Annotated in this window: 23 protein-coding genes; 11 read left to right on the top strand and 12 right to left on the bottom strand. The window is 72.3% G+C overall.

Annotated elements, in window-relative coordinates; all coding sequences use genetic code 11:
* Nucleotides 1-54: 54 nt before the first annotated feature.
* From ACFY0O_RS04720 to ACFY0O_RS04740, 5 genes are all read left to right on the top strand, one after another.
* A complete protein-coding gene (locus ACFY0O_RS04720; RefSeq protein ID WP_388943448.1) occupies nt 55-327 on the top strand; it encodes a hypothetical protein in 273 nt (90 codons plus the stop codon).
* A complete protein-coding gene (locus tag ACFY0O_RS04725) occupies nt 308-826 on the top strand; it encodes a DUF6879 family protein (protein WP_388942788.1) in 519 nt (172 codons plus the stop codon). Before ACFY0O_RS04720 ends, ACFY0O_RS04725 begins: the two co-directional genes overlap by 20 nt.
* Before the next feature lie 12 nt (nt 827-838).
* Nucleotides 839-1,687 carry a helix-turn-helix domain-containing protein gene (locus tag ACFY0O_RS04730; protein ID WP_388942790.1) on the top strand — a complete coding sequence of 283 codons (849 nt, stop codon included), beginning with the start codon at nt 839-841 and terminating at the stop codon, nt 1,685-1,687.
* Between the two features lie 286 nt (nt 1,688-1,973).
* A complete protein-coding gene (locus tag ACFY0O_RS04735) occupies nt 1,974-2,204 on the top strand; it encodes a hypothetical protein (RefSeq protein ID WP_215015924.1) in 231 nt (76 codons plus the stop codon).
* 57 nt (nt 2,205-2,261) lie between these two features.
* Nucleotides 2,262-4,100 (top strand): NHL domain-containing thioredoxin family protein, encoded by a 1,839-nt coding sequence (locus tag ACFY0O_RS04740; protein ID WP_388942794.1) that lies wholly within the window; start codon nt 2,262-2,264, stop codon nt 4,098-4,100.
* 36 nt (nt 4,101-4,136) lie between these two features.
* Here the strand turns inward: ACFY0O_RS04740 and ACFY0O_RS04745 are convergent, their stop codons facing one another.
* The 5 genes from ACFY0O_RS04745 to ACFY0O_RS04765 form a co-directional block, all read right to left on the bottom strand.
* Nucleotides 4,137-5,429, bottom strand: a complete 1,293-nt coding sequence (locus tag ACFY0O_RS04745) for a M18 family aminopeptidase (RefSeq protein WP_388942797.1) — start codon at nt 5,427-5,429, stop codon at nt 4,137-4,139.
* A gap of 103 nt (nt 5,430-5,532) precedes the next feature.
* Nucleotides 5,533-6,270 (bottom strand): hypothetical protein, encoded by a 738-nt coding sequence (locus ACFY0O_RS04750; RefSeq protein ID WP_358891397.1) that lies wholly within the window; start codon nt 6,268-6,270, stop codon nt 5,533-5,535.
* Between the two features lie 171 nt (nt 6,271-6,441).
* Nucleotides 6,442-8,268 (bottom strand): acyl-CoA dehydrogenase, encoded by a 1,827-nt coding sequence (locus tag ACFY0O_RS04755; RefSeq protein ID WP_388943451.1) that lies wholly within the window; start codon nt 8,266-8,268, stop codon nt 6,442-6,444.
* Between the two features lie 94 nt (nt 8,269-8,362).
* Complete coding sequence (locus tag ACFY0O_RS04760) at nt 8,363-8,749, bottom strand: ATP-binding protein (RefSeq protein WP_388942799.1); 387 nt, start codon at nt 8,747-8,749, stop codon at nt 8,363-8,365.
* The gene (locus tag ACFY0O_RS04765) at nt 8,746-8,949 is read right to left on the bottom strand and encodes a hypothetical protein (protein WP_388942801.1); all 204 of its coding nucleotides are present in this window, start codon (nt 8,947-8,949) and stop codon (nt 8,746-8,748) included. The genes ACFY0O_RS04760 and ACFY0O_RS04765 overlap by 4 nt, the downstream gene beginning before the upstream one ends.
* Nucleotides 8,950-9,071: 122 nt before the next feature.
* Here ACFY0O_RS04765 and ACFY0O_RS04770 point away from each other — a divergent pair, with 122 nt between their 5' ends.
* From ACFY0O_RS04770 to ACFY0O_RS04780, 3 genes are read left to right on the top strand one after another with little or no spacing between them, the layout of a single operon-like run.
* Nucleotides 9,072-9,923 (top strand): helix-turn-helix domain-containing protein, encoded by an 852-nt coding sequence (locus ACFY0O_RS04770; protein ID WP_388942804.1) that lies wholly within the window; start codon nt 9,072-9,074, stop codon nt 9,921-9,923.
* Between the two features lies 1 nt (nt 9,924).
* Complete coding sequence (locus ACFY0O_RS04775) at nt 9,925-10,185, top strand: DUF397 domain-containing protein (RefSeq protein WP_388942807.1); 261 nt, start codon at nt 9,925-9,927, stop codon at nt 10,183-10,185.
* Between the two features lie 48 nt (nt 10,186-10,233).
* Nucleotides 10,234-10,686, top strand: a complete 453-nt coding sequence (locus ACFY0O_RS04780) for an SseB family protein (protein ID WP_358891392.1) — start codon at nt 10,234-10,236, stop codon at nt 10,684-10,686.
* Here the strand turns inward: ACFY0O_RS04780 and ACFY0O_RS04785 are convergent.
* Nucleotides 10,683-11,720: an aldo/keto reductase gene (locus tag ACFY0O_RS04785; RefSeq protein WP_388942810.1), complete on the bottom strand. Its 1,038-nt coding sequence runs from the start codon at nt 11,718-11,720 to the stop codon at nt 10,683-10,685. The genes ACFY0O_RS04780 and ACFY0O_RS04785 overlap by 4 nt on opposite strands.
* Nucleotides 11,721-11,823: 103 nt before the next feature.
* Here ACFY0O_RS04785 and ACFY0O_RS04790 point away from each other — a divergent pair, with 103 nt between their 5' ends.
* Both ACFY0O_RS04790 and ACFY0O_RS04795 read left to right on the top strand, forming a co-directional pair.
* The gene (locus ACFY0O_RS04790) at nt 11,824-12,438 is read left to right on the top strand and encodes a TetR/AcrR family transcriptional regulator (RefSeq protein WP_388942813.1); all 615 of its coding nucleotides are present in this window, start codon (nt 11,824-11,826) and stop codon (nt 12,436-12,438) included.
* A gap of 98 nt (nt 12,439-12,536) precedes the next feature.
* Entirely contained in the window at nt 12,537-13,544 is a 1,008-nt protein-coding gene (locus ACFY0O_RS04795) for a pirin family protein (protein WP_388942816.1), read from the top strand.
* Here the strand turns inward: ACFY0O_RS04795 and ACFY0O_RS04800 are convergent.
* Both ACFY0O_RS04800 and ACFY0O_RS04805 read right to left on the bottom strand, forming a co-directional pair.
* Complete coding sequence (locus ACFY0O_RS04800) at nt 13,541-14,674, bottom strand: AI-2E family transporter (protein WP_388942819.1); 1,134 nt, start codon at nt 14,672-14,674, stop codon at nt 13,541-13,543. The genes ACFY0O_RS04795 and ACFY0O_RS04800 overlap by 4 nt on opposite strands.
* A gap of 37 nt (nt 14,675-14,711) precedes the next feature.
* Nucleotides 14,712-16,967 (bottom strand): SpoIIE family protein phosphatase, encoded by a 2,256-nt coding sequence (locus ACFY0O_RS04805; RefSeq protein WP_388942821.1) that lies wholly within the window; start codon nt 16,965-16,967, stop codon nt 14,712-14,714.
* A gap of 148 nt (nt 16,968-17,115) precedes the next feature.
* Between ACFY0O_RS04805 and aspS the strand changes: the two genes are divergently transcribed.
* A complete protein-coding gene (gene aspS, locus ACFY0O_RS04810) occupies nt 17,116-18,933 on the top strand; it encodes an aspartate--tRNA ligase (RefSeq protein WP_388942823.1) in 1,818 nt (605 codons plus the stop codon).
* Nucleotides 18,934-19,013: 80 nt separating this feature from the next.
* Here the strand turns inward: aspS and ACFY0O_RS04815 are convergent, their stop codons facing one another.
* From ACFY0O_RS04815 to ACFY0O_RS04830, 4 genes are all read right to left on the bottom strand, one after another.
* On the bottom strand, nt 19,014-20,669 hold the full coding sequence (locus tag ACFY0O_RS04815; RefSeq protein ID WP_388942826.1) for a VWA domain-containing protein: 1,656 nt from the start codon (nt 20,667-20,669) through the stop codon (nt 19,014-19,016).
* Between the two features lie 256 nt (nt 20,670-20,925).
* Nucleotides 20,926-22,185: a sensor histidine kinase gene (locus ACFY0O_RS04820; RefSeq protein ID WP_388942829.1), complete on the bottom strand. Its 1,260-nt coding sequence runs from the start codon at nt 22,183-22,185 to the stop codon at nt 20,926-20,928.
* Nucleotides 22,173-22,892 (bottom strand): hypothetical protein, encoded by a 720-nt coding sequence (locus ACFY0O_RS04825; RefSeq protein WP_388942832.1) that lies wholly within the window; start codon nt 22,890-22,892, stop codon nt 22,173-22,175. Before ACFY0O_RS04825 ends, ACFY0O_RS04820 begins: the two co-directional genes overlap by 13 nt.
* Nucleotides 22,893-22,931: 39 nt before the next feature.
* Nucleotides 22,932-24,929, bottom strand: a complete 1,998-nt coding sequence (locus ACFY0O_RS04830) for an FUSC family protein (protein WP_388942833.1) — start codon at nt 24,927-24,929, stop codon at nt 22,932-22,934.
* Nucleotides 24,930-24,944 lie beyond the last annotated feature (15 nt).

The following is a 24,944-nucleotide window of genomic DNA, read 5'->3' on the forward strand; positions in this document are numbered from 1 at the left end:
ACAGGGGTGAGGCTCGTGCACGTTCGTGCAACTGGCTCGACACCTGGAGTGATCGTGAACCTAAGGTTCCTCGGCATCATCCCGAACACACCGACCGACGAGTCCCCGACCATCTGGCTTGATGAAGAGACCGGTGACCTGCTGATCCAGTCGTACAGGGCGACGGCGGAAGAGGTGAAGGCTTGCCAGGAGATCGGCTCGATCCCCGGGCACTCCACGGACGTGCCGGACCACGAAACGATCATCAGGCTCCCTGCGGTGATGTTGAAGTACATCCCGCGCCCGGACGAGAACGGAGAAGCCGGAAGTGCAGCCACCCGCGCGTAACGCACTGGCCCGCGCGCAGCACTCGGCCGTGCATCTTGAGTTGCGTGACAGCTACATGCTCGATGACCCGGAGTTCCTTGCCTGGCAGCAGGGCAAGCGGCTGGACCCGGCTGATCGGTCGTCGTGGTGGGGCGGCTGGCACAACGTGGTGAGCGCTGCCACGGCGCGCGGGGTGGTGGTCCGCCGGGTGCGCATCGTGTCCGAGCCGATCAGTGACTACGTGCGCTACGAGTACGACTGCACCTTCACCAATCTCGCTGCGGGTGAACTGGTCCGGTGGCTGCCCCGCCGGCAGACGACGGACTTGGCGTTGCCAGGTACGGACTTCTGGGTCTTCGACGGCAGCCAAGCCCTCTTCCACCACTTCACCGGAGAGGGGCAGTTGGACGAGGACGGGCGGGAGTACACCGACGATCCTGCGCGGGTCCACCTGTGCGCCACGGCGTTCGAGGCCGTCTGGCAACGAGCCATCCCGCACGAGGAGTACAAGCCGCGCTGATCGGTCACCACCATGGCTGTCTCTCCTTCTTCGAGTGCCCAGCATGCCCGGCAGGCTCTGGCGAACCGACTCGCTGAGCTCTGCCGGGACTCCGGCCTGAACGGGCGCGATCTCGCCCGGCTCTGCGGATGGCACCCGTCCAAGTCATCCCGGATCATGAACGCCCGTACGCCTCCGTCCGCCGACGACATCCGGGCTTGGTGCCGTGCGTGCGGGGTCGAAGGGCAGACGGACGACCTGATCGCCTCGCTGCGGACCGTTGAAGACATGTGGATCGGCTGGCGACGCATGGAGCGCGCCGGGCTCAAGCAGGCGCAGGAAGCCCGCCTGCCGCTCTTCGAGCGAACCCGCCGGTTCCACTCCTACTCCTCGTGGTTCGTTCCGGGCCTGATCCAGACCTACGGCTACACCGAAGCCGTCTTGCGTGCGGTCCAGCGGAGACGGGTCGAGGTCGATGACGTGGCCGATGCCGTCGCCGTGCGCATGGAGCGTCAGCGCGTCCTCTACGAGGGCGATCGCCGGTTCGCGTTCCTTGTTGAGGAGTCGGTCTTGCGTAACGGTCTCGGTGGGCCGGACGTGCAGGAGGAACAGCTCAGCCACCTGCTCACGGTCGGCTCCCTTCCCAGCGTCAGTCTGGGCGTGGTGCCCACGCGGACCGATCGGTCCCGGATGCCGGTGGAAGGCTTCTGGATCTTCGACAGGGAACAGGTCAACGTGGAGCTGGTCTCCGGCTACCTCACGCTGACCCAACCGAGCGAGGTTGCCGCGTATGCGCACACATTCACGGAACTGGCCGAGATGGCCGTTCATGGGGCGAAGGCCCGCGCGCTGATCACCAGCGCCATTCAGACGCTCAGGTGACGGCCGTGCAACCTCATGCAATCAACTGGGAGTTGCAGTTCCGCCGTTCCTAGTGTGGTCGCTACGCGGACGAAATGAGGAGCGGGGCCGTGAAGACGATCACGTATGCGCAACCCCCGGTAGAACTGCCGTGGCGAACAGACCCGGAACCCGCACCGGCGGCCGGCTGCGGGGTCTGCGCCGCCCTGGCCGCACAGCGCCGGGAAGCGCGTCTCCGGGGTGACTACTCCACGGCCAGTGATTGCAACGTGGAGCTTCGGAACCACCCGCACCCCGGGGAAGCGCCATGACCGTGAGAGCGGTGCTCAGGTACGTCAGCTACGTCATGCACCGACACCCCTCGGCGGAGACGACGGCCACGGCGCGGTGCCTGAACCCGGACTGCCAGTGGACTGCCGCGCCGACCGGGAACGCGGACGTGTGTACCGACATGTGCATCGAGCACACGGGCCGGACGGGCCACATGACCTTCCTGCGAGAGTTCTCGGAGGTGGCCGTGGTGGAGCGCATGCCCTGAGCGGGCGGTTCGCACCGGCGTGATCCTGCGTTCACGGGCGGATGGCAAGCTTGAAGGATGAACGATGCTGCTTCGGCGCCCACCCCTGCGCCCGCACCCCGCAAGCGTGCCCGTGTCCGTGCCCCCGAGCTGATCGGCAAGGGCGGCTGGCTGAACACGGGAGGCAAAGAGCTGACCCTCGCCGACCTGCGAGGTAAGTGCGTTGTTGTGGATTTCTGGACCTTCTGCTGCATCAACTGCCTGCACGTCCTCGACGAGCTGCGCGAGCTGGAGGAGAAGCACCGCGACACCGTGGTGATCATCGGCGTGCACTCGCCGAAGTTCGTCCACGAGGCCGAGCACGCCGCCGTCGTGGACGCCGTCGAGCGGTACGAGGTGCACCACCCGGTGCTCGACGACCCCGAGCTCGCCACCTGGAAGCAGTACGCCGTCCGGGCCTGGCCCACGCTCGTGGTGATCGACCCCGAAGGGTACGTCGTCGCCCAGCACGCCGGCGAGGGGCACGCGCACGCCATCGAGCGGCTCGTGGAGGAGCTGGAGGCCGAGCACGGGGCCAAGGGGACGCTGCGGCGCGGGGACGGGCCCTACGTGGCGCCCGAGCCCGTCGCCACCGACCTGCGCTTCCCCGGGAAGGCGGTCGTGCTGCCCTCCGGGAACCTGCTGGTCTCCGACTCCACGCGGCACCAGCTGGTGGAGCTCGCCGCCGACGGGGAGAGCGTCGTGCGGCGGATCGGCAGCGGGGAGCGCGGCTTCGGGCCGCAGGCCTTCAGCGAGCCGCAGGGGCTGGCGCTGCTGCCCGACGGCCGGGTCGTGGTCGCCGACACCGTCAACCACGCGCTGCGGGTCTTCGACCCCGCCACGGGGGCGGTGGAGACCGTCGCCGGGACCGGGCGGCAGTGGTGGCAGGGGTCCCCGACCTCCGGGCCGGCCCTGGAGGTGGACCTGTCCTCGCCGTGGGACGTGGCCTGGTGGCAGGGCCGGGTGTGGATCGCCATGGCCGGCGTGCACCAGCTGTGGACCTGGGACCCGGAGGCCGGCACCGTCGCCGTCGCCGCCGGGACCACCAACGAGGGGCTGGTCGACGGTCCCGCCGCCGAGGCCTGGTTCGCGCAGCCGTCCGGGCTCGCGGCCGCTGACGACCGGCTGTGGATCGCCGACTCCGAGACCAGCGCGCTGCGCTACGTGGAGCCGGAGGGCGAGGGGTACGCCGTCCGCTCCGCCGTCGGCACCGGCCTCTTCGACTTCGGGCACCGGGACGGCGCCGCCGCCCAGGCCCTGCTCCAGCACCCGCTCGGGGTGACGGCCCTGCCGGACGGGTCGGTCGCGGTCTGCGACACCTACAACCACGCCCTGCGCCGCTACGACCCCGCCACCGGCCAGGTCACCACCCTCGCCACCGACCTGCGCGAGCCCAGCGACGCGGTCCTCGTCGGCGAGGACATCGTGGTCGTCGAGTCCGCCCGGCACCGGCTGACCCGGCTGCGGCTGCCGGAGGAGGCCGTACGGGTCGACGCGGTCGCCCACCGCACCCAGCGGGCCGCCACCGAGGTGGCCCCGGGCACGCTCCGCCTGGACGTGGTCTTCCAGGCCCCGGCGGGCCAGAAGCTGGACACCCGCTACGGCCCCTCCACCCGCCTGCTGGTCTCCTCGACCCCGCCGGAGCTCCTCGCGGCGGGCGAGGGCGCGGGCACGGACCTGTTCCGGGACCTGGAGCTGAACCCCGAGGTCGCCGAAGGGGTCCTGCACGTCTCGGCGATGGCCGCGTCCTGCGACGACGACCCGTCGAACGAGTACCCGGCCTGCCACGTCCACCAGCAGGACTGGGGCGTCCCGGTCACCGTCACCCCCACCGGCGCCGCCCGCCTGCCCCTGGTACTGGCAGGCCTGGACGGCTGAGGCGGCGGCGGACGGCCCGCTGTCCTTCCGGGGGCCTCAGCCCTCCAGGAAGGACAGCAGGGCGTTCGCGAGGAGGAACGGGTCGTCGGAGCCGCAGAGTTCGCGGGCCGAGTGCATCGAGAGGATCGCCACGCCGATGTCGACCGTCTGGATGCCGTGGCGGGCCGCGGTGATCGGGCCGATGGTCGTGCCGCACGGCATGGAGTTGTTGGAGACGAACGTCTGCCACGGCACCCCGGCCCGCTCGCAGGCCGCGGCGAAGACCGCCCGGCCGCTGCCGTCGGTGGCGTAGCGCTGGTTGACGTTGACCTTCAGGATGGGGCCGCCGTTGGCGCGCGGGTGGTGCGAAGGGTCGTGCCGTTCCGCGTAGTTGGGGTGGACGGCGTGCCCCGTGTCGGAGGAGAGGCAGATGGTCGCCGCGAAGGCGCGGGCCTTGTCCTCGTAGGTGCCGCCGCGTGAGAAGACTGAACGTTCCAGCACGTTGCCCAGGAGCGGGCCGTCCGCGCCGGTGTCCGACTGGGAGCCGTTCTCCTCGTGGTCGAAGGCGGCGAGCACCGGGATGTGGTCCAGCTTGTCGGAGGCGGAGACCGCGGCGAGGGCGGCCACGCCCGCGTGCACCGACAGGAGGTTGTCCATGCGGGGGCCGGCGAGGAGTTCGCGGTCGCGGCCGAGGTAGGCGGGGGGCTCGATCGAGTGGACCATCAGGTCCCAGCCCGCCACCGAGCCCTGGGGCAGGCCCTCTTCCTCCTCCAGGAAGGCGATCAGGTCGCCCTCGCGGGCCTCGCCCAGGCCCCAGATCGGCTGCATGTGCCGCTGCTTGTCCAGCTTGAGGCCGTCGGTGTTGACGGAGCGGTCCAGGTGCACGGCGAGTTGGGGGACGCGCAGCAGCGGGCGGTCGATGTTGACGAGCCGGTCGGTGCCGTCCCGCAGCGAGAGCCGGCCCGCCAGGCCCAGGTCGCGGTCGAGCCAGGTGTTGAGCAGGGTGCCGCCGTAGATCTCCACGGCGACCTGCCGCCAGCCCTGCGAGCCCGTGTCCGGGACGGGCTTGACGCGGAGGTTGGGGGAGTCGGTGTGCGCCCCGATGATCCGGAACGGGGTGTGCGCGGCCGCGCCCTCGGGGACGTACCAGGCGATGAGCGCGCCGCCGCGCAGGACGAACCGGCCTCCCGTGCCCGAGTCCCAGGCGTCCGATTCCGACAACTGCCTGAAGCCTGCCTTCTCCAGCCGCTCGGCCGCGTTGGCCACGGCGTGGTACGGCGACGGACTGGCCGTCAGGAAGGTCATCAGATCGTCGGTGTGGCCGCGGTCGAAGCGGGCGGGAGAGCTCATGTGGTTCACCTTAACGACGGTCGTGTTCGTCATGGCCGGACTGCGGCTGATGGCCGAGGGGGTCGGGGACCGCGGGGTGCGTGGCCCGCGGGCTCCGTGGTCCTCAGCCCGGCGGACGCTCGAATCGGCGCTGCAGCTGCCTGCGCTCGCCCCGGCGGATGCGCGGGAGCATCTCGGGGGTCTGCGGCGGGCGCTGGGCACGTCTTTTGCGTCCGGCGCAGAAGATACAGGCCTCGCCGGGCGGGGCATCGGGGTCGATCGGCGCTCCGGGGTGCTCGGAGCACCCCGAGGCGTTGCGCGGGCGGGACAGCTCGCGGGCGACGATGAACGCGCGGTGGAGGTCGTCGGCGAGGCGGACGAAGTCCTGGTCGGGCGAACCGAGCGTGAGGTGGAAGCGCTGTTCGTCGATGCCGCGCAGGTACCGCCGCAGGACGTCGAGGCTGTACGGGGGCTCCGGGACGGGGTAGCCCAGGCGCCGCTGCTCCACGGGGGCGGCGGGCGCGGCCGGGCGGCCGCCGCGCAGCCGGCTGCCGAGGCGGCGGCGGTCGTTGCAGATCAGGCAGCGGCCCCAGCCCTCGGGCGCCTCGGGGTCGAGGGCGCCGTTGGGGTGCTCGGGGCAGCCGGTGTAGCTCTTGGCGGGGGCGAGGCCGGCGGCCGTCTGGAAGGCCACGTACAGGGCGTCGGCCACCGGGTCGTACTCGGCGGGGTGGGACCCGTCGTAGAGGTCCTTGATCCGGTCGCCGAGGGCCCCCACCGCGGCCTGGAGCTCCTTGAGGGCGTAGGGGCGCCCGGTGGGGACCGTGTACCCCCGGCCGCCGTGCTGCTGCTCCTGTGGACTCATGTCTACGAGCGTCCCATGAACCGCTGACAACCGGGGCACGCGGGCGCCGTGCCCCCGGACACACCGGCGGCCGGGAGGTGCCGGAGCCCGGATACACCAGCGGCCGGACCCTCGACAGGAGGGGTCCGGCCACCGGTGCGTACGTACACCGCGTACAGAAGGGGGGCTGCCTTAGAAGGCGGCCTCGTCGAGCTCCATGAGGGAGTTGTCGACGGACTCGGCCAGCGCGCGCTGGACCGAGACGCCCGGCAGGACCTGGGCCGCGAAGAACTTCGCGGCGGCGATCTTGCCGGTGTAGAAGGGCACGTCCTTGGCGGAGGCGGTCGCCAGCTTCTCGGCGGCCACGGCGGCGCCCTTGAGGAGCAGGTAACCGACGACCACGTCACCGGAGGCCATCAGCAGGCGGGTGGTGTTCTGGCCGACCTTGTAGATGTTCTTGACGTCCTCGCCGGTGGCGGTGAGGTCGACGATCATCTGGCCGACGATGGCCTCCAGGTCGACGGCGGCCTTGGCCAGCGCGTCGCGGGCCGGGGCCAGCTCCTCGCCGCCCACGCCCTCGGCGAGGAACTTCTTGATCGTCTCGGAGAGGACGTTCAGCGAGGCGCCCTGGTCGCGGACGATCTTGCGGAAGAAGAAGTCCTGGCCCTGGATGGCCGTGGTGCCCTCGTAGAGGGTGTCGATCTTCGCGTCCCGGATGTACTGCTCGATCGGGTATTCCTGGAGGTAACCGGAACCGCCGAAGATCTGCAGGGACTCGGAGAGCAGCGCGTACGACTTCTCCGAGCCGTAGCCCTTCACGATCGGCAGGAGCAGGTCGTTCAGGCCGATCTCGGCGGAGGCGTCCTCGCCGGCGGCCTCCTTGAGCTGGATCGCGTCCTGGACGGAGGCGGTGTAGAGGACGAGGGCGCGCATGCCCTCGGCGTACGCCTTCTGCGTCATGAGCGAGCGGCGCACGTCCGGGTGGTGCGTGATGGTGACCTTGGGCGCGGTCTTGTCCATGAAGTTCGCCAGGTCCGGGCCCTGCACGCGCTCCTTGGCGTACTCCAGCGCGTTGAGGTAGCCGGTGGAGAGGGTGGCGATGGCCTTCGTGCCGACCATCATGCGGGCGAACTCGATGATCATGAACATCTGGCGGATGCCGTCGTGCTTGTCGCCGATCAGCCAGCCCTTGGCCGGGTGCTGGTCGCCGAAGGTCATCTCGCACGTGTTGGACGCCTTGAGGCCCATCTTGTGCTCGACGTTCGTCGCGTAGACGCCGTTGCGCTCGCCCAGCTCGCCGGTCTCCCAGTCGAAGTGGAACTTCGGGACGAGGAAGAGGGACAGGCCCTTGGTGCCCGGGCCGTGGCCCTCGGGGCGGGCGAGGACGTAGTGGAGGATGTTCTCCTCCATGTCGTGCTCACCGGACGTGATGAAGCGCTTCACGCCCTCGATGTGCCAGGAGCCGTCGGCCTGCTGGATGGCCTTGGTGCGGCCGGCGCCGACGTCGGAGCCCGCGTCGGGCTCGGTCAGGACCATGGTGGAGCCCCAGCGCTTCTCGACCGCTATCTGCGCGATCTTCTTCTGCGCCTCGTTGCCCTCGGCGTGCAGGATGCCGGCGAACGCCGGGCCGGAGGAGTACATCCACACGGCCGGGTTCGAGCCGAGCAGCAGCTCCGCGTAGGCCCAGATCAGGGAGCGCGGGGAGGTGGTGCCGCCGATCTCCTCGGGCAGGCCCAGGCGCCAGTACTCCGAGTCCATGAAGGCCTCGTAGGACTTCTTGAAGGAGGCCGGGACCGGGGCGGTGTTGGTGGCCGGGTCGAAGACCGGCGGGTTGCGGTCGGCGTCCGCGAAGGACTCCGCGAGCTCGTTCTCCGCGAGGCGGGTGAGCTCGGACAGGATGCTCTTGGCGGTCTCGGTGTCCATCTCGCCGAACGGGCCGGTGCCGTACAGCTTTTCGCGGCCGAGCACCTCGAAGAGGTTGAACTCGATGTCGCGGAGATTCGACTTGTAGTGCCCCATGGCGACGGCTCCGTTAAGGCTCGGGGAGACAGGTTCCTCGTACATACCAATCGGTAACGTAATGATGCTACCCGCGAGTAATAAGGCGCAACCCCTAGCGCTCCGACTGTGACGACTCTCTCGGCGGGTCACACCACACGGTCTTGCCGCCGGGCTCGCGGCGCACCCCCCAGCGCAGCGATACGGCGGCCAGGAGGGCGAGCCCCCGCCCGGACTCGTCGGTGTCGGCGGTGGCCGCCGGCGGTACGGGCCAGGCGTGCGGCTCGGGGTCGGTGAGCTCGACCCGCGTACGGGTTGCCCTTCCGGTGACCCGCAGGGTGACGGGCGTGCCCTCGCCGAGGTGGGTGATGACGTTGCCGAGCAGCTCGCTGACGCACAGCTCGGCATCGGCGGAGTCGTCGGCCCCGAGGTGCTCGCGGACGGCGTGCCGGAGCAGTCCGGCGGCCTTGGGGGCGGCGAGCAGCCGGATGGTGAGCGTCACCGGGCGGCCAGCGCGTCGGTGAGGAGCCGGGCGGTGGCCAGGTTGCAGTTGCCGAGGGAGATCAGGGGCGGGGTGGTGTAGCTCCCGGCGTAGGAGAGGAGGTGCAGGTCGAGGGAGGGCAGCGTGATCCCGTGCCGGCGGAGTGCCTCGCGGAGCCGGTCGAGGCATTCACGGGCTTCACGGTCGTGGGCGGGGCTCATGTGGGGGGCGCCTTCCTGTGGGTGCGGAGTGTGACGAAGCCCTCACAGCGTGGCGTTGCGCGGCGTACGGTGGGAAGGGTTTCGGGTTGCGCTGGGCAAGTGGCAAATGGCGGTGGTCTGTTGTGCCCTCTCGTAAGGACACTGACGCGTCGGCGAATGTGCCGTCCTTCTACGGCGCGGAGCTGCGCTACAAGCGCGAGGCCGCCGGGCTCACACTGGAGCAGTTGGCGGACGGCAGCTTCCGGGGCGTCCCGTTTCTGAGCCAGATCGAGCGCGGGGAACGCCGGATGCCGCTGGATCTGGCCCGGCACGTGGACGAGAAGCTGGGCACGGACGGCTTTTTCGGGCGCCGCTGTGAAGATGCCCGCAAGGCGAAGCAGTCGGGGCACGCCGAGTACTTCGCGGACGTTGCGGAGATGGAGCCGTACGCCGAGACCATCGAGGAATGGGCGCCGATGCTGGTGCCGGGGTTGTTGCAGACAGCCGCATACGCGCGGGCCCTGACTCGGGCGGCGATGCCCCGGGCCCTCGACGGGGAGGTCGAGACGAAGGTGAGTGCTCGCATGGCGCGGGCTCGCCTTTTCGAGAGCGAGACGCCCCCGGAGTACTGGGTGATCGCCGACGAGTCGCTGATCCGCCGGCGCGTCCTGGCACCTGAGCCGATGGCCGAACAGCTGGAGCACATCGCCCGAGTCGTCCGGGCCACCCGCTCTGTTTTCCAGATCGTTCCGGAAACAGCCGCCGCCCATCCCTTCATGATGGGCATGGCCAAGGTGATGACGTTCACGGACGCGCCCCCGGTGGTGTACACCGAGAGCCTGCACAGCGGGCAACTCATCGACTATCCGGCGCTCGTGAAGGACTACCGCAGGTCGTACGATCTGCTCAGGGCTGCCGCGCTGTCACCTGAGGCGTCCCTCGCGGTAATCGACGCAGCTGCAGAGGACTTCCGAAATGGTATGGCCCGAAATTGACTTGGCGTCCGCCCGCTGGCGCAAGAGCAGCTACAGCAACGGCACCGGCGGCGACTGCGTCGAGATCGCCGAAGCGTTCCTCGGCGCAGCCCGCTGGCGCAAGAGCAGCCACAGCAACGGCACCGGCGGTGAATGCGTCGAAGTAGCCGACGGGCTGACCGGTCTTGTCCCGGTTCGGGACTCCAAGAGGCCGGACGGCCCCGTGCTCCTGCTGCCGGCGGCGGCGTGGGCCCCCTTCGTAGCCACCCTCAAGGCCCGCTGACCCGAACTGGTCGCCCCGGGCGCCCCCGGCCTCGGTAGGCTGTCGCGCATGTACGGCTACGAACAGAATCCCGGCGCCCAGCAGCAGTACGCCCCGCCGCAGCAGGGCTACGCGCAGCAGCCGCCGCTGTATCCCGAGCCGTCCCCGCCCTCCCTCGCGGACGCGGTACGGGCCTTCACCACCGGGCAGCTCGCGGCCGAGGACTTCCAGCAGATCTTCGCCACCTCGAAGGTCTACTGCCCGCGCGGCGAGACCCCCGGGTTCCTGGCGCTGCACAACACCCAGCACCCGGTGATCCCGATGTTCACCACGCTCAAGGAGCTGCGCCGGTACGCCGGCAAGGAGTCCAAGTACTTCGTGATCACCGGCGCCGAGGTGATCGACCTCCTGCCCACCGGCTACGGCTTCGTCCTGGACATGGAGGGCGACCACCGGATGGTCTTCGACGCGAAGGCGGTCGAGCAGATGGTCGACTTCGCCATGCGCCGCATGTATGGCTAGGCGAGCGCCGACGGGTTGAGCCGCGCGAAGCCCTCCTGGCGCTCGTACGGGAAGTACGGGTACGGGGCCGGGCGGTGGCTGGCCGCGTCCAGTCGTGCCATCTGGTCGGCGGTGAGCGTCCAGTCCAGCGCGCCGAGGTTCTGGCGCAACTGCTCCTCGTTGCGGGCGCCGATGATGACCGAGGACACGGTGGGCCGCTGGAGCAGCCACCGCAGGGCGATCTGCGGGACGGCCTTGCCGGTCTCCTCCTCGATCTCGGTCAGGGCGTCGACCACCCGGTACAGGTGCTCGTCCTCCACCGGCGGGCCGTAGTCGGCGGTGTCGTGCAGCCTGCTTCCGGCGGGCAGGGGCCGGCCGCGGCGGATCTTGCCGGTGAGCCGGCCCCAGCCGAGCGGGCTCCAGACGATCGCGCCCAGCCCCTGGTCGAGCCCGAGCGGCAGCAGCTCCCACTCGTAGTCGCGGCCGATGAGCGAGTAGTAGACCTGCTGGGCGACGTAGCGCTCCCGGCCGTGGCGGTCGGCGGCGGCCAGGGACTTCATCGTCTGCCAGCCGGAGAAGTTGGAGACGCCGACGTAACGGATCTTCCCGGCCCGGACCAGGTCGTCCAGGGTGGACACCACCTCCTCGACCGGGGTCCCGGCGTCGAAGGCGTGCAGCTGGAAGAGGTCGATGTGGTCCGTACCCAGGCGGCGCAGGGCGGCGTCCACCGAGCCGATCAGCCGAGAGCGTGAGGTTCCCGCGTCGGCGGGGCCGTCGCCCATCGGGAGGCCGGCCTTGGTGGAGATGAGCACCCGGTCGCGACGGCCCTTGAGGGCGGCCCCGAGTACCTCTTCCGAGGCGCCGGCGGAGTAGACGTCGGCGGTGTCGAACATGGTGATCCCGGCGTCGAGGCAGATGTCGACGAGGCGGCGGGCCTCCTCGACGCCGGTGGTGCCCCACGCGCCGAAGAGCGGTCCCTGTCCGCCGAAGGTGCCGGCACCGAAGCTCAGCGCCGGGACCTGGAGCCCGGACGTACCCAGTCGCCTGTATTCCATGACGTGTCCCCACTCTCCCCTGCGGTACTTAATGGATCCGCAGTCCCGTTAAGATGGGTTCACCGTAACAAGTCGCGGCCGTTAATGGAACAGGAGACCCGTTATGGAGTTGTCGACGGCAGAGCCGGGGGCCGTGCGGCCCGGCGGGCGTACGGCCCGGGTGCGGGCCGCCGTGCTGGAGGCGGCCGGGGACGTCCTGGCGGAGCGGGGGTTCGCCCACCTCGACCTGGCCGACGTCGCGCGCCGCGCGGAGGTCGGGAAGACGACCGTCTACCGCCGGTGGGGCTCGGCCACCGGCCTGGTGGCCGACCTGCTGGCGGACATGGCCGGCCAGTCCCTGCCGCGTACGGAGACCGGGTCGCTGCTGGGGGATCTGACGGCCAACGCCCGTCTGGTGGCGCGGACGCTCGCCGATCCCCGGCAGGGGGCGCTGTTCAAGGCGGTGATCGCGGCCGCCGTCTGCGACCCGAAGGCGGCGGAGGCGCTGCACGGCTTCTACGCCGTGCGCGTCGCGGAGTGGGCGCCGTGTGTCGAGCAGGCGGCCGTCCGGGGTGAGGTGCCCGCGGGCACCGACCCGCGGGAGGTGGTCCGCGCGGTGTCGGCCCCCCTCTACTACCGGCTGCTGACCACGGACGCCCCGCTGGACGAGGCGGCCGCCGACCGGGCCGCGGCGGCCGCGGCGGCGGCCGCGCGGGCGGGGGTGTACGTGCGCGGCTGAGGTGTCGGGAATGGCGGCGGGGGGTGCGATGTTCTGTGCGGGTGGCAGGAAGTTCGAGATTCAACTAAACTCGGATCAGCCAGAAGGAGGTCCTGACCATGCCCGCAGTGACTGTTGAGAACCCGCTCGCGCTGCCGCGCGTCATCGCTCCCGCCGAGGGTGCCCAGGCCCGCCCCGTGCTGGGTGTGGTGGACGCGCCCTCCGGCTTCGAGGGCGAGGGCTTCCCGGTGCGACGCGCCTTCGCGGGGATCAAGTACGAGTACCTCGACCCGTTCATCATGATGGACCAGATGGGCGAGGTGGACTACGCGGCCGGCGAGCCCAAGGGCACCCCCTGGCACCCGCACCGCGGCTTCGAGACCGTCACCTACATCATCGACGGCACCTTCATCCACCGTGACTCGCACGGCGGCGGCGGAGTCATCACCAACGGCGACACCCAGTGGATGACGGCGGGCTCCGGCCTGCTGCACATCGAGACCCCGCCCGAGGAACTCGTCATGTCCGGCGGCCTCTTCCACGGCCTCCAGCTGTGGGTGAACCTGCCCGCCAAGGACAAGATGCTCGCGCCGAAGTACCAGGACATCCGCGGCGGCACCGTCAAGCTGCTCGCCTCGCAGGACGGCGGCGCCCTGATCCGCCTGATCGCGGGCGACCTCGCGGGCCACGCCGGCCCCGGCGCCACCCACACCCCGATCACGATGATCCACCTGACCGTCAGCCCGGGCGCCGAGGTCACGCTGCCCTGGCGGTCCGACTTCAACGCCCTCGCCTACGGCCTCGCGGGCAGCGGCGCGGCCGGCGCCGAGCGGCGCCCGTTCAAGCTGGGCCAGACCGTGGTCTTCGGCTCCGGCGACGGCCTGACCATCCGGGCGGACGCCGGGCAGGACTCGCGCAGCGAGAACTTCGAGGTGGTCGTCCTCGGCGGACTGCCGATCCGCGAGCCCATGGCGCACTACGGGCCGTTCGTCATGAACAGCCACGCCGAGCTCCAGCAGGCCTTCGACGACTTCCAGGCCGGCCGCCTGGGCGTCATCCCCAGCACCGACGTGACCGGCCTCGGCCACCGCGGCGCCGGCGAGGCGGAGCCGGAGGAGACCGCCTAGGTCACGTCCTCCGCCGCGGGGCCCCCGGGTCCCGCGGCCGGAGCGGCGTGGCGGGCGCGGAGTTCCGACAGGACCCCGAACGCGGCCGCCGTCAGCGGCACCGCGAGCAGCATCCCCAGGATCCCGGCGACGCTCGCCCCGGCGGTGATCGCCAGCAGCACCGCCGCCGGGTGCATCTGCACCGTGCGGCTCTGGATCATCGGCTGGAGCACGTGCCCCTCCAGCACCTGCACCGCCAGCACCACCCCCAGCGCCCACAGCCCGATCACCCACCCCCGGTCGGCGAGGGCCACCAGCACGGCCACGGCGCCGGAGATGAAGGCGCCCAGGTACGGGATGTACGCGCCGACGAACACCAGCGCGCCCAGCCCCACCGCCCCCGGCACCCGCAGCACCAGCAGCCCCACGGTGATGCAGACGGCGTCGATCGCGGCGATGAACGTCGTCCCGCGCATGAACCCCTCGACGGCCCTGTAGGCCCGCCGCGCGACGGCCTCGACGGTGTCCCCGGTCGAGCGCGGCGCCAGCGAGCGCAGGGCGCCCGACGCCCGGTCGGAGTCGCGCAGGAAGAAGAAGATCAGCAGCAGCGCCAGGACGGCGGTCGCGATCACCTCCCCGACCACGCTGATCCCGCTGATCACCCCGGACGCGGCCGTGCCGCCGAACTTCGCGAGCAGCTGCTTGGCGTTGGCCGCCAGGTCCTGGAGGGAGGTGCCGGCGGCCCCGAAGTGATCGGTCAGGCTCTGGCCGGCCCGCTTGAGGGCGCCGACGATCTGGTCGCCCGTCTCGATGAGCGCCGTCACCACCACGTACGTCGCCCCGCCGACCACCGCGACCACCGCCAGGCAGGTCAGCGCGGCGGCCAGCGAGCGGTTCAGCCGCATCCGGACCAGCCACCGGTGCAGCGGCCCGAGCAGGGCGGTGCCCAGCAGTGCCAACAGCACCGGGGTGACGGCCGTCTTGAAGACCACGCACAGCCAGACGCCGAGGGCGGCCACGCCGGCCACCAGCAGGACGGCGGCGCACCAGGCCGCCAGCCGTCGCACCGGATCGGGCAGCAGCGGCCGGGGCCCGGCGGGGACGCCCCGCGGCGCCGGGTTCGGGGTGGGGTTCTGGGGCGGGGTCGGCATGGCCGGGGGCCGCCTTTCGGTTACCGGGGCCGACCGGTCAGTCCGCGGGCCCGGGGGCTTCCCGGTCCTCGTCACCGTCCGGCTTGGCCTGTTCGTACAGCTCGAACCAGATCGACTTGCCCTCGCCGCGCGGGTCCACGCCCCACGCGTCGGCCAGCATCTCCATCAGCAGCACGCCGCGCCCGCTGGACGCCATCTCGCCCGGGTGGCGCTTGTGCGGCAGCTCGTCGCTCGCGTCGGCCACCTCCACGCGCAGCCGCCGCGCGCCCGGCTCGCCCACCGCCTCCGCGACCAGCAGCGCGTCCCCGTCCGTGTGGACCAGCACGTTCGTCACCATCTCGGAGACCATCAGCACCGCCGAGTCCACCTGCTCCGCGTCCGCCCAGTCGTGCAGCAGCTCCCGCACCTGCCGGCGGGCGCCCGCGATCCGCGAGGGCTCGGCCTGGGCCACGGTGAGCATCGTGCGCCGGGCGGGGCGTACGAGGTGCTCGGTGGGGGTGCCGCAGCCGCAGCTCGGGCTCTCGCGGCACAGCAGCACCACGGCTATGTCGTCCTCGCGGCGGTCGGCCAGCGGGCCCGTGGTGTGGTGCGAGGACGGCCCGTGCACGGCCTGGACCAGCAGGTCGGCGAGGCGCTCCAGATGGTTGTCCGTGTCCCCGCCGGCCCGGCCGCCCTCGCCCGGGGCGGCGCGGTCGTGCGCGTCGGACTCCAGGATCGCCCGCAGCCGCGCCCAGCCCGTGTCCAGGTCGTGCCCGCCGGTCTCGATCAGCCCGTCGGTGCACAGCATCAGCGTCTCGCCGGGCTCCAGGGCGAACCGGGTCGTGGGGTAGTCGGTGTCGGGGACGATGCCGAGCGGCAACCCGCCCGCCGTCGGCCGCATCAGCACCGTGCCGTCGGCCATCCGCACCACCGGGTCGGGGTGCCCGGCCCGGGCGAACTCCAGCGTGCCGGTCCGCGGGTCGCACTCCACGTACAGGCAGGTCGCGAACCGGGGGCTGCCGAAGTCGGCGTCGGCGTCGGCGCCGGGACCGGGACCGGACGCCGTGCCGGGGGCCTCGTCCGGCGCCGGCGCGGAGCACAGCCCGGCCAGGAAGCGGGAGGCGCGCGAGAGCACCGCGTCCGGCCGGTGCCCCTCGGAGGCGTAGGCGCGGACGGCGATGCGCAGCTGGCCCATCAGCCCGGCGGCCCGTACGTCGTGCCCCTGGACGTCGCCGATGACCAGGGCGAAGCGGCCCGACGGCAGCGGGATCACGTCGTACCAGTCGCCGCCCACCTGGAGCCCGCCGCCGGTGGGGACGTAGCGGGCGGCGATGGTCATGCCGGGGATCTCGGGGCCGAGCTGCGGCATCATCGACCGCTGGAGGCCGGTGGTCAGCTCGCGCTCCGATTCGGCGACCCCGGCCCGCTGGAGGGCCTGGGCGAGCATCCGGGCCACCGTCGTCAGCACCGACCGCTCGTCCGGGGAGAAGGTCACCGGGTGCTTGAACGCGGCCATCCAGGCCCCCATGGTCCGCCCGGCCACGATCAGGGGCAGGAAGGCCCAGGAGGCCCGGTCGAACGGCTGGGCGAGGGGCCAGGTGACCGGGAAGCGCCGTTTGTAGTCCTCCGGCGTGGGGAGGTAGATCGCCCGCCCGGTCCGGACCACCTCGGCCGCCGGGTAGTCGGTGTCCAGGGCCATGTCCGAGAAGGGGCCCTCGTCGCCCGGGGCGTGCCCGTGGTGCCCGATGACGGACAGCTGGTCGCCCTCCATCCCGAAGACCGCCAGCCCGTCCGGGCTGAACCCCGGCATGGACAGCGAGGCGGCCACCCGCAGCACCTCGGCGGTGGAGCGCGCCTCGGCCAGCGCCCGGCCGGCGTCCAGCAGGAAGGCCTCGCGGGAGCGCCGCCAGTCGCCGGTGATCGGGGTGTGCGCGGCCGTGGTGCCGGGCTGGGGTTCGGCGATCTCCTGGATGGTGCCGATCAGCTCGTAGTCGACGCGGCCGTCGGCGGTCCGGTTCTCCAGCGGCTTGGAGCGGCTGCGGACGGTGCGCAGCACCCGCCCGTCCTCGTCCATGATCCGCAGCCGGGCCTCGGCGAGGGTGCCCTCGGCCACGGCCAGGTTCACGATGCCGTTGATCTCGTTCCAGTCGACCGGGTGGAAACGCGCGCGGGCGGCCGCCTCGGGTAGGACGACGGGCTCGGCGGGCAGGCCGAGGAGCCGGGCGGCCTCGCCGTCGAGGGTGACCGTTCCGGAAGCGTTGTCCCACCGCCACAGGCCGGTCGCGATGGCGGCCAGGACGTCCTCGGTGCGCACCCGGCCATCTTTACAGGTCACCCGGCCGGCGCGCCCGTCCGGCGGCCCGCGCCGCTGCGCCACCGGGCGCGCCCGGTACGTACTGCTGCCGGACGGTAACCTTGGGAGGGTTGAGTCCACCTGGAAAACGCGTAGAACTGGATGACTGATGCATCGGTACAGGTCCCACACGTGCGGCGAGCTCCGTGCCTCCGACGTCGCATCCGACGTCCGGCTGAGCGGCTGGGTGCACAATCGTCGAGACCTGGGCGGCATCCTCTTCATCGATCTGCGGGACCACTACGGCATCACGCAGCTCGTGGCCCGCCCCGGTACCGCGGCGAACGAGGCCCTCAGCAGCGTCACCAAGGAGACCGTCGTCCGCGTGGACGGCAAGGTCGTCTCCCGTGGTGCCGACAACGTCAACCCCGAGCTCGCCACCGGCGAGATCGAGATCGAGGTCTCCGAGGTCGAGGTGCTCGGCGCCTCCGCCCCGCTGCCCTTCACGATCAACACCGACGACGGGGTGAACGAGGAGCGGCGCCTGGAGTACCGCTTCCTCGACCTGCGCCGCGAGCGCATGCACCGCAACATCATGCTGCGCTCGGCCGTGATCGCGTCGATCCGCTCGAAGATGGTGGCCCTCGGCTTCAACGAGATGGCGACCCCGATCCTCACCGCGACCTCCCCCGAGGGCGCCCGTGACTTCGTCGTCCCGTCCCGTCTGAACCCGGGCAAGTTCTACGCCCTGCCGCAGGCCCCGCAGCAGTTCAAGCAGCTGCTGATGATCTCCGGCTTCGACCGGTACTTCCAGATCGCGCCCTGCTTCCGCGACGAGGACGCCCGCGCCGACCGTTCGCCGGGCGAGTTCTACCAGCTCGACGTGGAGATGTCCTTCGTCGAGCAGGAGGACGTCTTCCAGCCGATCGAGAAGCTGATGACCGAGCTCTTCACCGAGTTCGGCGGCGGCCGCGAGGTCACCTCGCCGTTCCCGCGGATCCCGTTCCGCGAGTCGATGCTCAAGTACGGCAACGACAAGCCCGACCTGCGCGCCAAGCTGGAGCTCGTCGACATCTCCGACGTCTTCGAGGGCTCGGAGTTCAAGGCGTTCGCCGGCAAGCACGTGCGTGCGCTGGCCGTGCCGGACACCGCCGACCAGCCGCGCAAGTTCTTCGACGGCCTCGGCGACTACGCGGTCTCGCTGGGCGCGAAGGGCCTGGCCTGGGTGCGCGTGGGCGAGGACGGTTCGCTGACCGGCCCGATCGCCAAGTTCCTCACCGAGGACAACGTCAAGGTCCTCACCGAGCGTCTGGGCCTGGCCGGCGGGCACGCCGTGTTCTTCGGCGCGGGCGAGTTCGACGAGGTCTCGAAGATCATGGGCCCGGTCCGGGTCGAGGCCGCCAAGCGCGCCGGCCACTTCGAGGAGAACGTCTTCCGCTTCTGCTGGATCGTCGACTTCCCGATGTACGAGAAGGACGAGGAGACCGGCAAGATCGACTTCTCCCACAACCCGTTCTCCATGCCGCAGGGCGGCATGAAGGACCTGGAGGAGAAGGACCCGCTGGACATCCTGGCGTGGCAGTACGACATCGTCTGCAACGGCATCGAGCTGTCCTCCGGCGCCATCCGCAACCACGAGCCCGAGGTCATGCTGAAGGCCTTCGAGATCGCCGGTTACGAGGCCGAGACCGTCGAGCGCGAGTTCGCGGGCATGCTGCGCGCGTTCCGTCTCGGCGCCCCGCCGCACGGTGGCATCGCCCCGGGCGTGGACCGCATCGTGATGCTGCTGGCCGACGAGCCGAACATCCGCGAGACCATCGCCTTCCCGCTCAACGGCAACGCCCAGGACCTGATGATGGGCGCGCCGACGGTGCTGGAGGAGAGCCGTCTGCGCGAGCTGAACATCGCGCTGCGCAAGCCGGTCGAGACGAAGGCGGCGGACGCGAAGCCGGTCGCCGAGGCCGTCCACCCGGACGCCGCGCGGTGACGCTGCCGCTCTCGTAGGGAGTGGGAAGGGCCCGGGATCCTCACGGATCCCGGGCCCTTCGCCGTGCGCGGCGCCGGTGGTCAGAACCGGTCGAGGACGCCCTTGAGGAGGGCGGCCGAGGTCAGTTCCGCCGGGGCGGGGCCGGCGTGGAAGAAGCCGGCGTTCTCGGCGTCCAGCTTGCGCAGGAAGTCGAAGGCCTTGGCGTCGTGGTCGCCGAAGGCGACGAACTGCCAGTGGAGGCCGGGGGCGGTGGCGGCGGCGTCCGCGATCGCCTGGCGGGCGGGGCGGACGTTGTCGGGCGCGCCGTCGGTCTGGAAGACGACCAGGGCCGGGACGGTGCCGCCGTCCTTCTGGTAGCGCTCGACGACGGCCTCGACGGCGACGTGGTAGCTGGTGCGGCCCATCCGGCCGAGCTCGGCGTGGCGGGCCTCGACCCAGGACTCGTCGTGGGCGTCGAGGGTCAGTTCGGCGGTGCCGTCGAGTTCGGTGGAGAAGAACACCGTGTGCACGGTGGCCTCCTCGTCCAGGTGCGCGGCCAGGGCGAGGGCGTGGTCGGCGAGGTACTGGACGCTGCCGTCCTTGTAGAACCCGCGCATGGAGCCGGAGCGGTCGAGGACCAGGTACACCTTGGCCCGGGCCCCGGTCTTGCCCCGGGCCCGCAGCACCTGCCCGGCGGCCTTGTAGGCCGCCCCGACGGCCCCACCCTTGCGCCGCACCGCCGAAGCGGGCAGGGCGGGCCCGCCGCCCGCCTCCGGCTGGGGCTCGGGGGCGGCCGCAGCCTCCGGCTCGGGGTCGGCCTGTGCGGCCGCTGCCTCCGGCTCGGGCACTGCCTCGGGCTCGGCCTGGGCGGCCACGGACTCGGCCGCCGCCGGCTCCGGCTCGGCCACGGGCTCCGCCTGCGGGGCGGTGTCCTTCTGCGCCTGCGGCGCGGCGGGGGTCGGCTCGGGGGTGTCCTGCGCCTGCGGCGCGGGGTCGACGGGGGCCGACTCGGCCTCGGTGTCGGCCCGGGCGGCCAGGGGCTCGGCTTCCGGCTCCGCCTGCGGGGCGGGGGGCTCGGTGGCGAGGGGTTCGGGCTCCGCGACGGCCTCGTCCCGCGGGGCGGAGGGCTCGGTGGCGGCCGGGGTGGCCACGGGCTCGGCGTCCGTGGCGGGTTCGGTCGCGGTCTCCGGCCGGGTGGCGCCGGCCTCGGCGGCCAGGGGATCTTCCTGCGCCTCCGGCTGCGCTGCCGCCTCGGCGGAAGTCACCTGCTCCGCCTGCGGGGCGGTGTCCTCCTGCGGCTGCGGCGCGGCGGGCTCCGTCGCGGCGCCGACCGGCTCGGCCTCCGGCTTCGCGGCCGCCTTGGCCGGTTCCGTGTCCGCGACGGGTGCGGTCGCCGGCTGGGCGGCGGTCGGGGGCTCTGCCTCGAGGGGCTCGGCCGTGGCCTCCGGCTCCGGGGCCGCCGCGGCGGCCCCGGGGGGCGGGGTGGGGCCCTGCGGGGTGGGGCGGCGGGCCTCCGGGACGGTGGAGTCCGTGGTGGGGGCGGGGGCGGTGAGGAGGGTGCCCGCCTCACGGTCGCGCGGTGCCGACTGCGGCGGCACCGTCGGGTTGTCGAAGGACGCCGCCACCAGCTCGGCCGCGACGTCCAGGGGCGTGCGTTCGGCCTGGCTGGGAACGGCCGCCGTCGGGACGTCCGACGTCTCGGGGACCGGCTCCGCAGTCCTTCCGAACACCTTGCGCAACAAGCTCCGAATACCCATGGGCCAGGCCTTTCGCATGAGTGCGTGCGTCATTTGTCCGTGCTGCGCGGTTGATCCCTGCCCAGAGTGGACACGTAAGGTTATCGGCCCCTTGGCTGGAACGACGGGAGGGGCGCCCTTTGTGGTGCCCGTCCTACCACCCAACCCGGCCGCCCGCACGAACTGGCCCTCCGCCGTGCCGGGTTCATCCACCGTTCATCCCCCCACCGCCGCCCCGATCCGGCCGTCAGCGACGTTTCACGTGAAACAGTGCTCCTCAACTCCCCTCCGGAAGCCGCCCCACCGGGAGCCGGAGGGTGGTCAGGGCGCCGCCGTCGGGGGCGTTGGCGAAGCCGAGGTCGATGTCCAGGACGGCCGCCTGGCCCGCCGCGATCGTCAGCCCCAGGCCGTGGCCGCGGCCGCGGCCGGGATCTCCGGTGCGGAATCGCTGGGGGCCCTGTTCGACCAGTTCGGCGGGATAGCCGGAGCCGTGGTCGTGGATCACCACCACCGGCCCCTCCACCGTCACTTCGACCGGTGGCCGCCCGTGCTTGTGGGCGTTGACCAGCAGGTTGGTCAGGATCCGGTCCAGCCGCCGCCGGTCGGTGAGCACCACCGCGTCCCGCACCACCCGGACCTCGGCGGTGAGCCGCGACCCGGCGACGGCCCGCCGTACGGCCCGGCCCAGCTCCACCCGCTCCAGGTCGGCCCGCTCCACCCCGGAGTCGAGCCGGGAGATCTCCAGCAGGTCCTCGGTGAGCAGGTGCAGGGCCCGCAGCCGGTCCTCGATCATCTCCTTGGGCCGGCCCTCCGGCAGCAGTGCGGCGGCGGCCAGCGAACCCGTCAGCGGGGTGCGCAGCTCGTGCGCGACATCGGCCGTGAACCGCTTCTCCGCCTCCAGCCGTTCCTGGAGCGAGGCGGCCATCGAGTCCAGGGCGTGTGCGACGTCCCGTACCTCGTCGCGGGAGCGGTGGGTGCCCCGGGCGCCCGCCTCGCCGGGGAGGCCGACCCGCGCGTCCAGGTCGCCCGCGCTGATCCGGCGGGCGACCGCGGCCGTGGTCGTGAGGCGGCGGCTGATCCGGTTGGCGAGGAACAGGCCGGCCAGGGCGACCACACCGGCGGCGAGGGCCGAGGAGAGGAGGATGGCGGTGTCCAGGTCCCGCAGCCGGGTACGGGTGCTCTCGTACGGGATCCAGACCGCGAGGGCCTGCTGGTCGGCAGGACCGGCGCCCCACATGACGGACTTGCCCTGGTAGGTGCCGACCATGCTGCCGGTGCGCCCGTGTGCGACGAGCTCGCGCAGGGGGGCCGGGAGTCCGGGCGGGTCGAGGGCGGCGTGCACGTCGCCGTGCGCGGTGCCGTACTCGTAGTGCCCGAGGGCGTGTTCCAGCTCCCGGTCCACTTCCTTGCGGACCTCCCCGACGACCTGCCGGGCGACCACGTTGTGCACGGCGATTCCCAGGGCGGCGGCCACCGTGCAGCACACCAGGGTGGTGGTCAGGGCGATCTTCCAGCGCAGGCTGCTCAGCGCGCGCATCGCTGCCGGTCCGCACTCAACGGGACGTCGGTCAGGGTGGGGCAGTCGTCGAGGGTCAGCTGCGACAGGCTCATGCTCTTGGTGTTGGGGTCCCAGACGTAGTCGGAGACGGAGATGTAGACCGGGTTCGAGGTCGGCTCGCGGACGGCCAGGTGCTCCGCGGCCACCTCCACGCCCTCCAGGACACCGCGCCGGGACAGGATGCGGGCGATCCTGCCGTCGTCCTGGACGGTGTAGACCCGCAGTTCGCTCAGGCGGCCGTCCACGTCCAGGGCGGTGATCAGCTCCTCCCTGCCGTTGCCGGTCAGGTCGTGCAGGACCCCGGGCCGCACCGGGCAATAGGGGCCGCCGTCCACAGCCTGTGTGCAGAGGGCGAGCCGCCGGACGGCCCTGGGGTCCACGAGCCGGCCGGTGCCGCCGTCCTCGGCGGTGGCGGAGGTGATGTCGGCCCGTACGACGGCCAGCGCGTCCACGCCGCGCATGCTCAGCCCCGGGACCTTGGGCAGGCCCGGCACCACGGCGGCCGCACCGGGCTGCTGCCCGGGGCCGGGCGGGTCGGGGAAGTAGCCCTTCCACAGGGTCCTGGGGGCGTGGACGGTGCCCTGATCGCCCTGGTCGTCGAGCCCCTCCACGTCCGCGCACCCGGCCGCCGCGACCGCCAGGAGGGCGGCCAGGGCCGGGGCGGCCAGACGGTGGCGGGGGCGCATGCTTCGATGCTGCCGTGCGGCGGGGGCCGGGGCCCCCGGTTAGTGCTCCGGTTGGGCGATGGCCCGGGCGGCCGCCACCTCCTGGTGGAGGGGGGACAGGACGCCGGCTTCCTCGGATTCCGGGGGGATGTCGACCCGGTACAGGACGGGGCTGCTGCGGACCCCCTCGGCCAGGGCGCGCAGCTGCCCGGCGATGCGGGCCACCTCGGACGGGGGCGGGGCGGGGGCTCCGTGGTTGACGCGGACGCGGGCCGCCGTGGTGGCGTCCACGATCCGTTCCACGGCCACGACCAGCGGCCACCAGGCGGCGGCGCGGCTGCCGGTCGGCGGGGGCTCGGTCAGGGCCCGCTGGAACTCGCTGCGGACGCCCGACAGGTCGCGGTAGATCCGCCGCCGGGCCTGGAGCCGGGACTGGCGGGCGGTCCGCAGCTCGGCCTCGTCCGCGACGGGGGCGAAGGCGCACTCCACGTAGCGGGCCGCGTCGTCCACGGCGTCGGCGAGCCGGTCGCCGATCCGGGTGTGCCAGCTCTCGGGCCACAGCAGGTAGCCGGCGACGAGGGTGATGGCGCAGCCGATCAGGCTGTCCAGCAGCCGGGGCCGGATCAGGTCGAAACCCTGGTGGTTGAGCAGGTCCGACAGCAGCAGGATCACCGGGGTGATGGCTGCGGTCTGGAAGACGTACCCCTTCGCGGAGAACGCCGGGATCAGCGCGGCGAGCACCACCATCACCGGGACGTCCCACCAGCCGCGCGGCACCTCCGCCAGCACGGCGGCGGCCAGGACCAGTCCGGCCGCCGTGCCCAGGGCGCGCAGCACGGCGCGGGAGAACACCGAGCCGAAGTCCGGTTTGAGGACGAAGGTGACCGTCAGCGCCACCCAGTACGAGCGTTCCACCGGGATCAGGGAGACCAGCGACTGGGCCAGGCCGATGCACAGGGCGAGCCGGAGCCCGTAGCGCCAGGAGGCCTCGGACAGCATCATGTCGCGCACCACCCGCCGGGCCCGCACCCGCAGGGCGGCGGGCCGGCCCAGCCGGTCGTCGACGTTGAACGGATCGGGCTCCGGGAGGTGCACGATCTTCGCCGCGTGCCGCAGGGCGGCGTCGACGGCCCGCTCGGACGGGCTCTGCGGGGCGGGCAGGCCGAGGACCGGGGTCCCGGTACGGCCCTCCTCGACGGCCGCGGCCAGCTCCCGCACCGCGGCCGGGACCTCGGGCGGCAGCGGGCGGCCGCGCAGGTGGGCGGCGGGCGCGGCCTCGACCAGCGGGATCAGCACGTTCAGCTGGGCGAGGACCCGCACCAGGGACGGGCTGCGCCCGTGCACCCGGGCGCGGCGGCCCAGGACGAGGTCGTAGGCCTGGTTGAGGGCGTGGGTCACCTGCTGCCGGCGCTCGTCGTACACCGGCGCCGGTCCGCCCGCGGCCTCCAGGGCGTCGGCGACGGCGCGGTAGCCGGCCGCGACGGCGGCCCGTTCGGGCTGCCGGCCGCGCAGGGGCCAGCCCAGCAGGGTGAGCAGCAGGACGAAGAGGCCGCCCGCGGCGAGCAGCAGCGGGGCCGTCCACCAGGGTTCGGGCATCGGCAGACCGGCCCCGACGACGGCGTTGAGCAGGAACACCAGCCCGGACGCGGAGGCGACCGTGCCGATCGAGGAGATCATCCCGGACAGCAGGGCGATCAGGGTGAGGACGGCGACCGCGACCCAGCCGTGGCCGTAGACGAGGGTGCCCAGGGCCACCCCGATCGCGCCGAGGAGCTGGGGGAGCGCGATGTTCAGGATCCGCATCCGGTAGGCGTCGGCGGTGTCGCCGATCACCCCGGACAGGGCGCCCATCGAGGCGAGCGCCCCGTACTCGGGCTCGTCCACGGCGAACCCGACGGCGAGCGGGACGGCCATCGCGATGCCGGCGCGGACGACCGCCGCCCAGTTGACGGGGGTGGTGCTCGGCCGCAGTCCCGCGAGCAGCCAGGCGGGGGGAGCCAGGGGGTGGGCCCGGGCCGGCTCGTGCGGTATGTGCTCGGTGCGTCGTTCGGTGGTCATTCCGCTTCCGTGTCA

The sequence above is a fragment of the Streptomyces sp. NPDC001594 genome (genome assembly GCF_042893675.1).
In the GTDB taxonomy this organism is placed as follows: Bacteria; Actinomycetota; Actinomycetes; order Streptomycetales; family Streptomycetaceae; genus Streptomyces.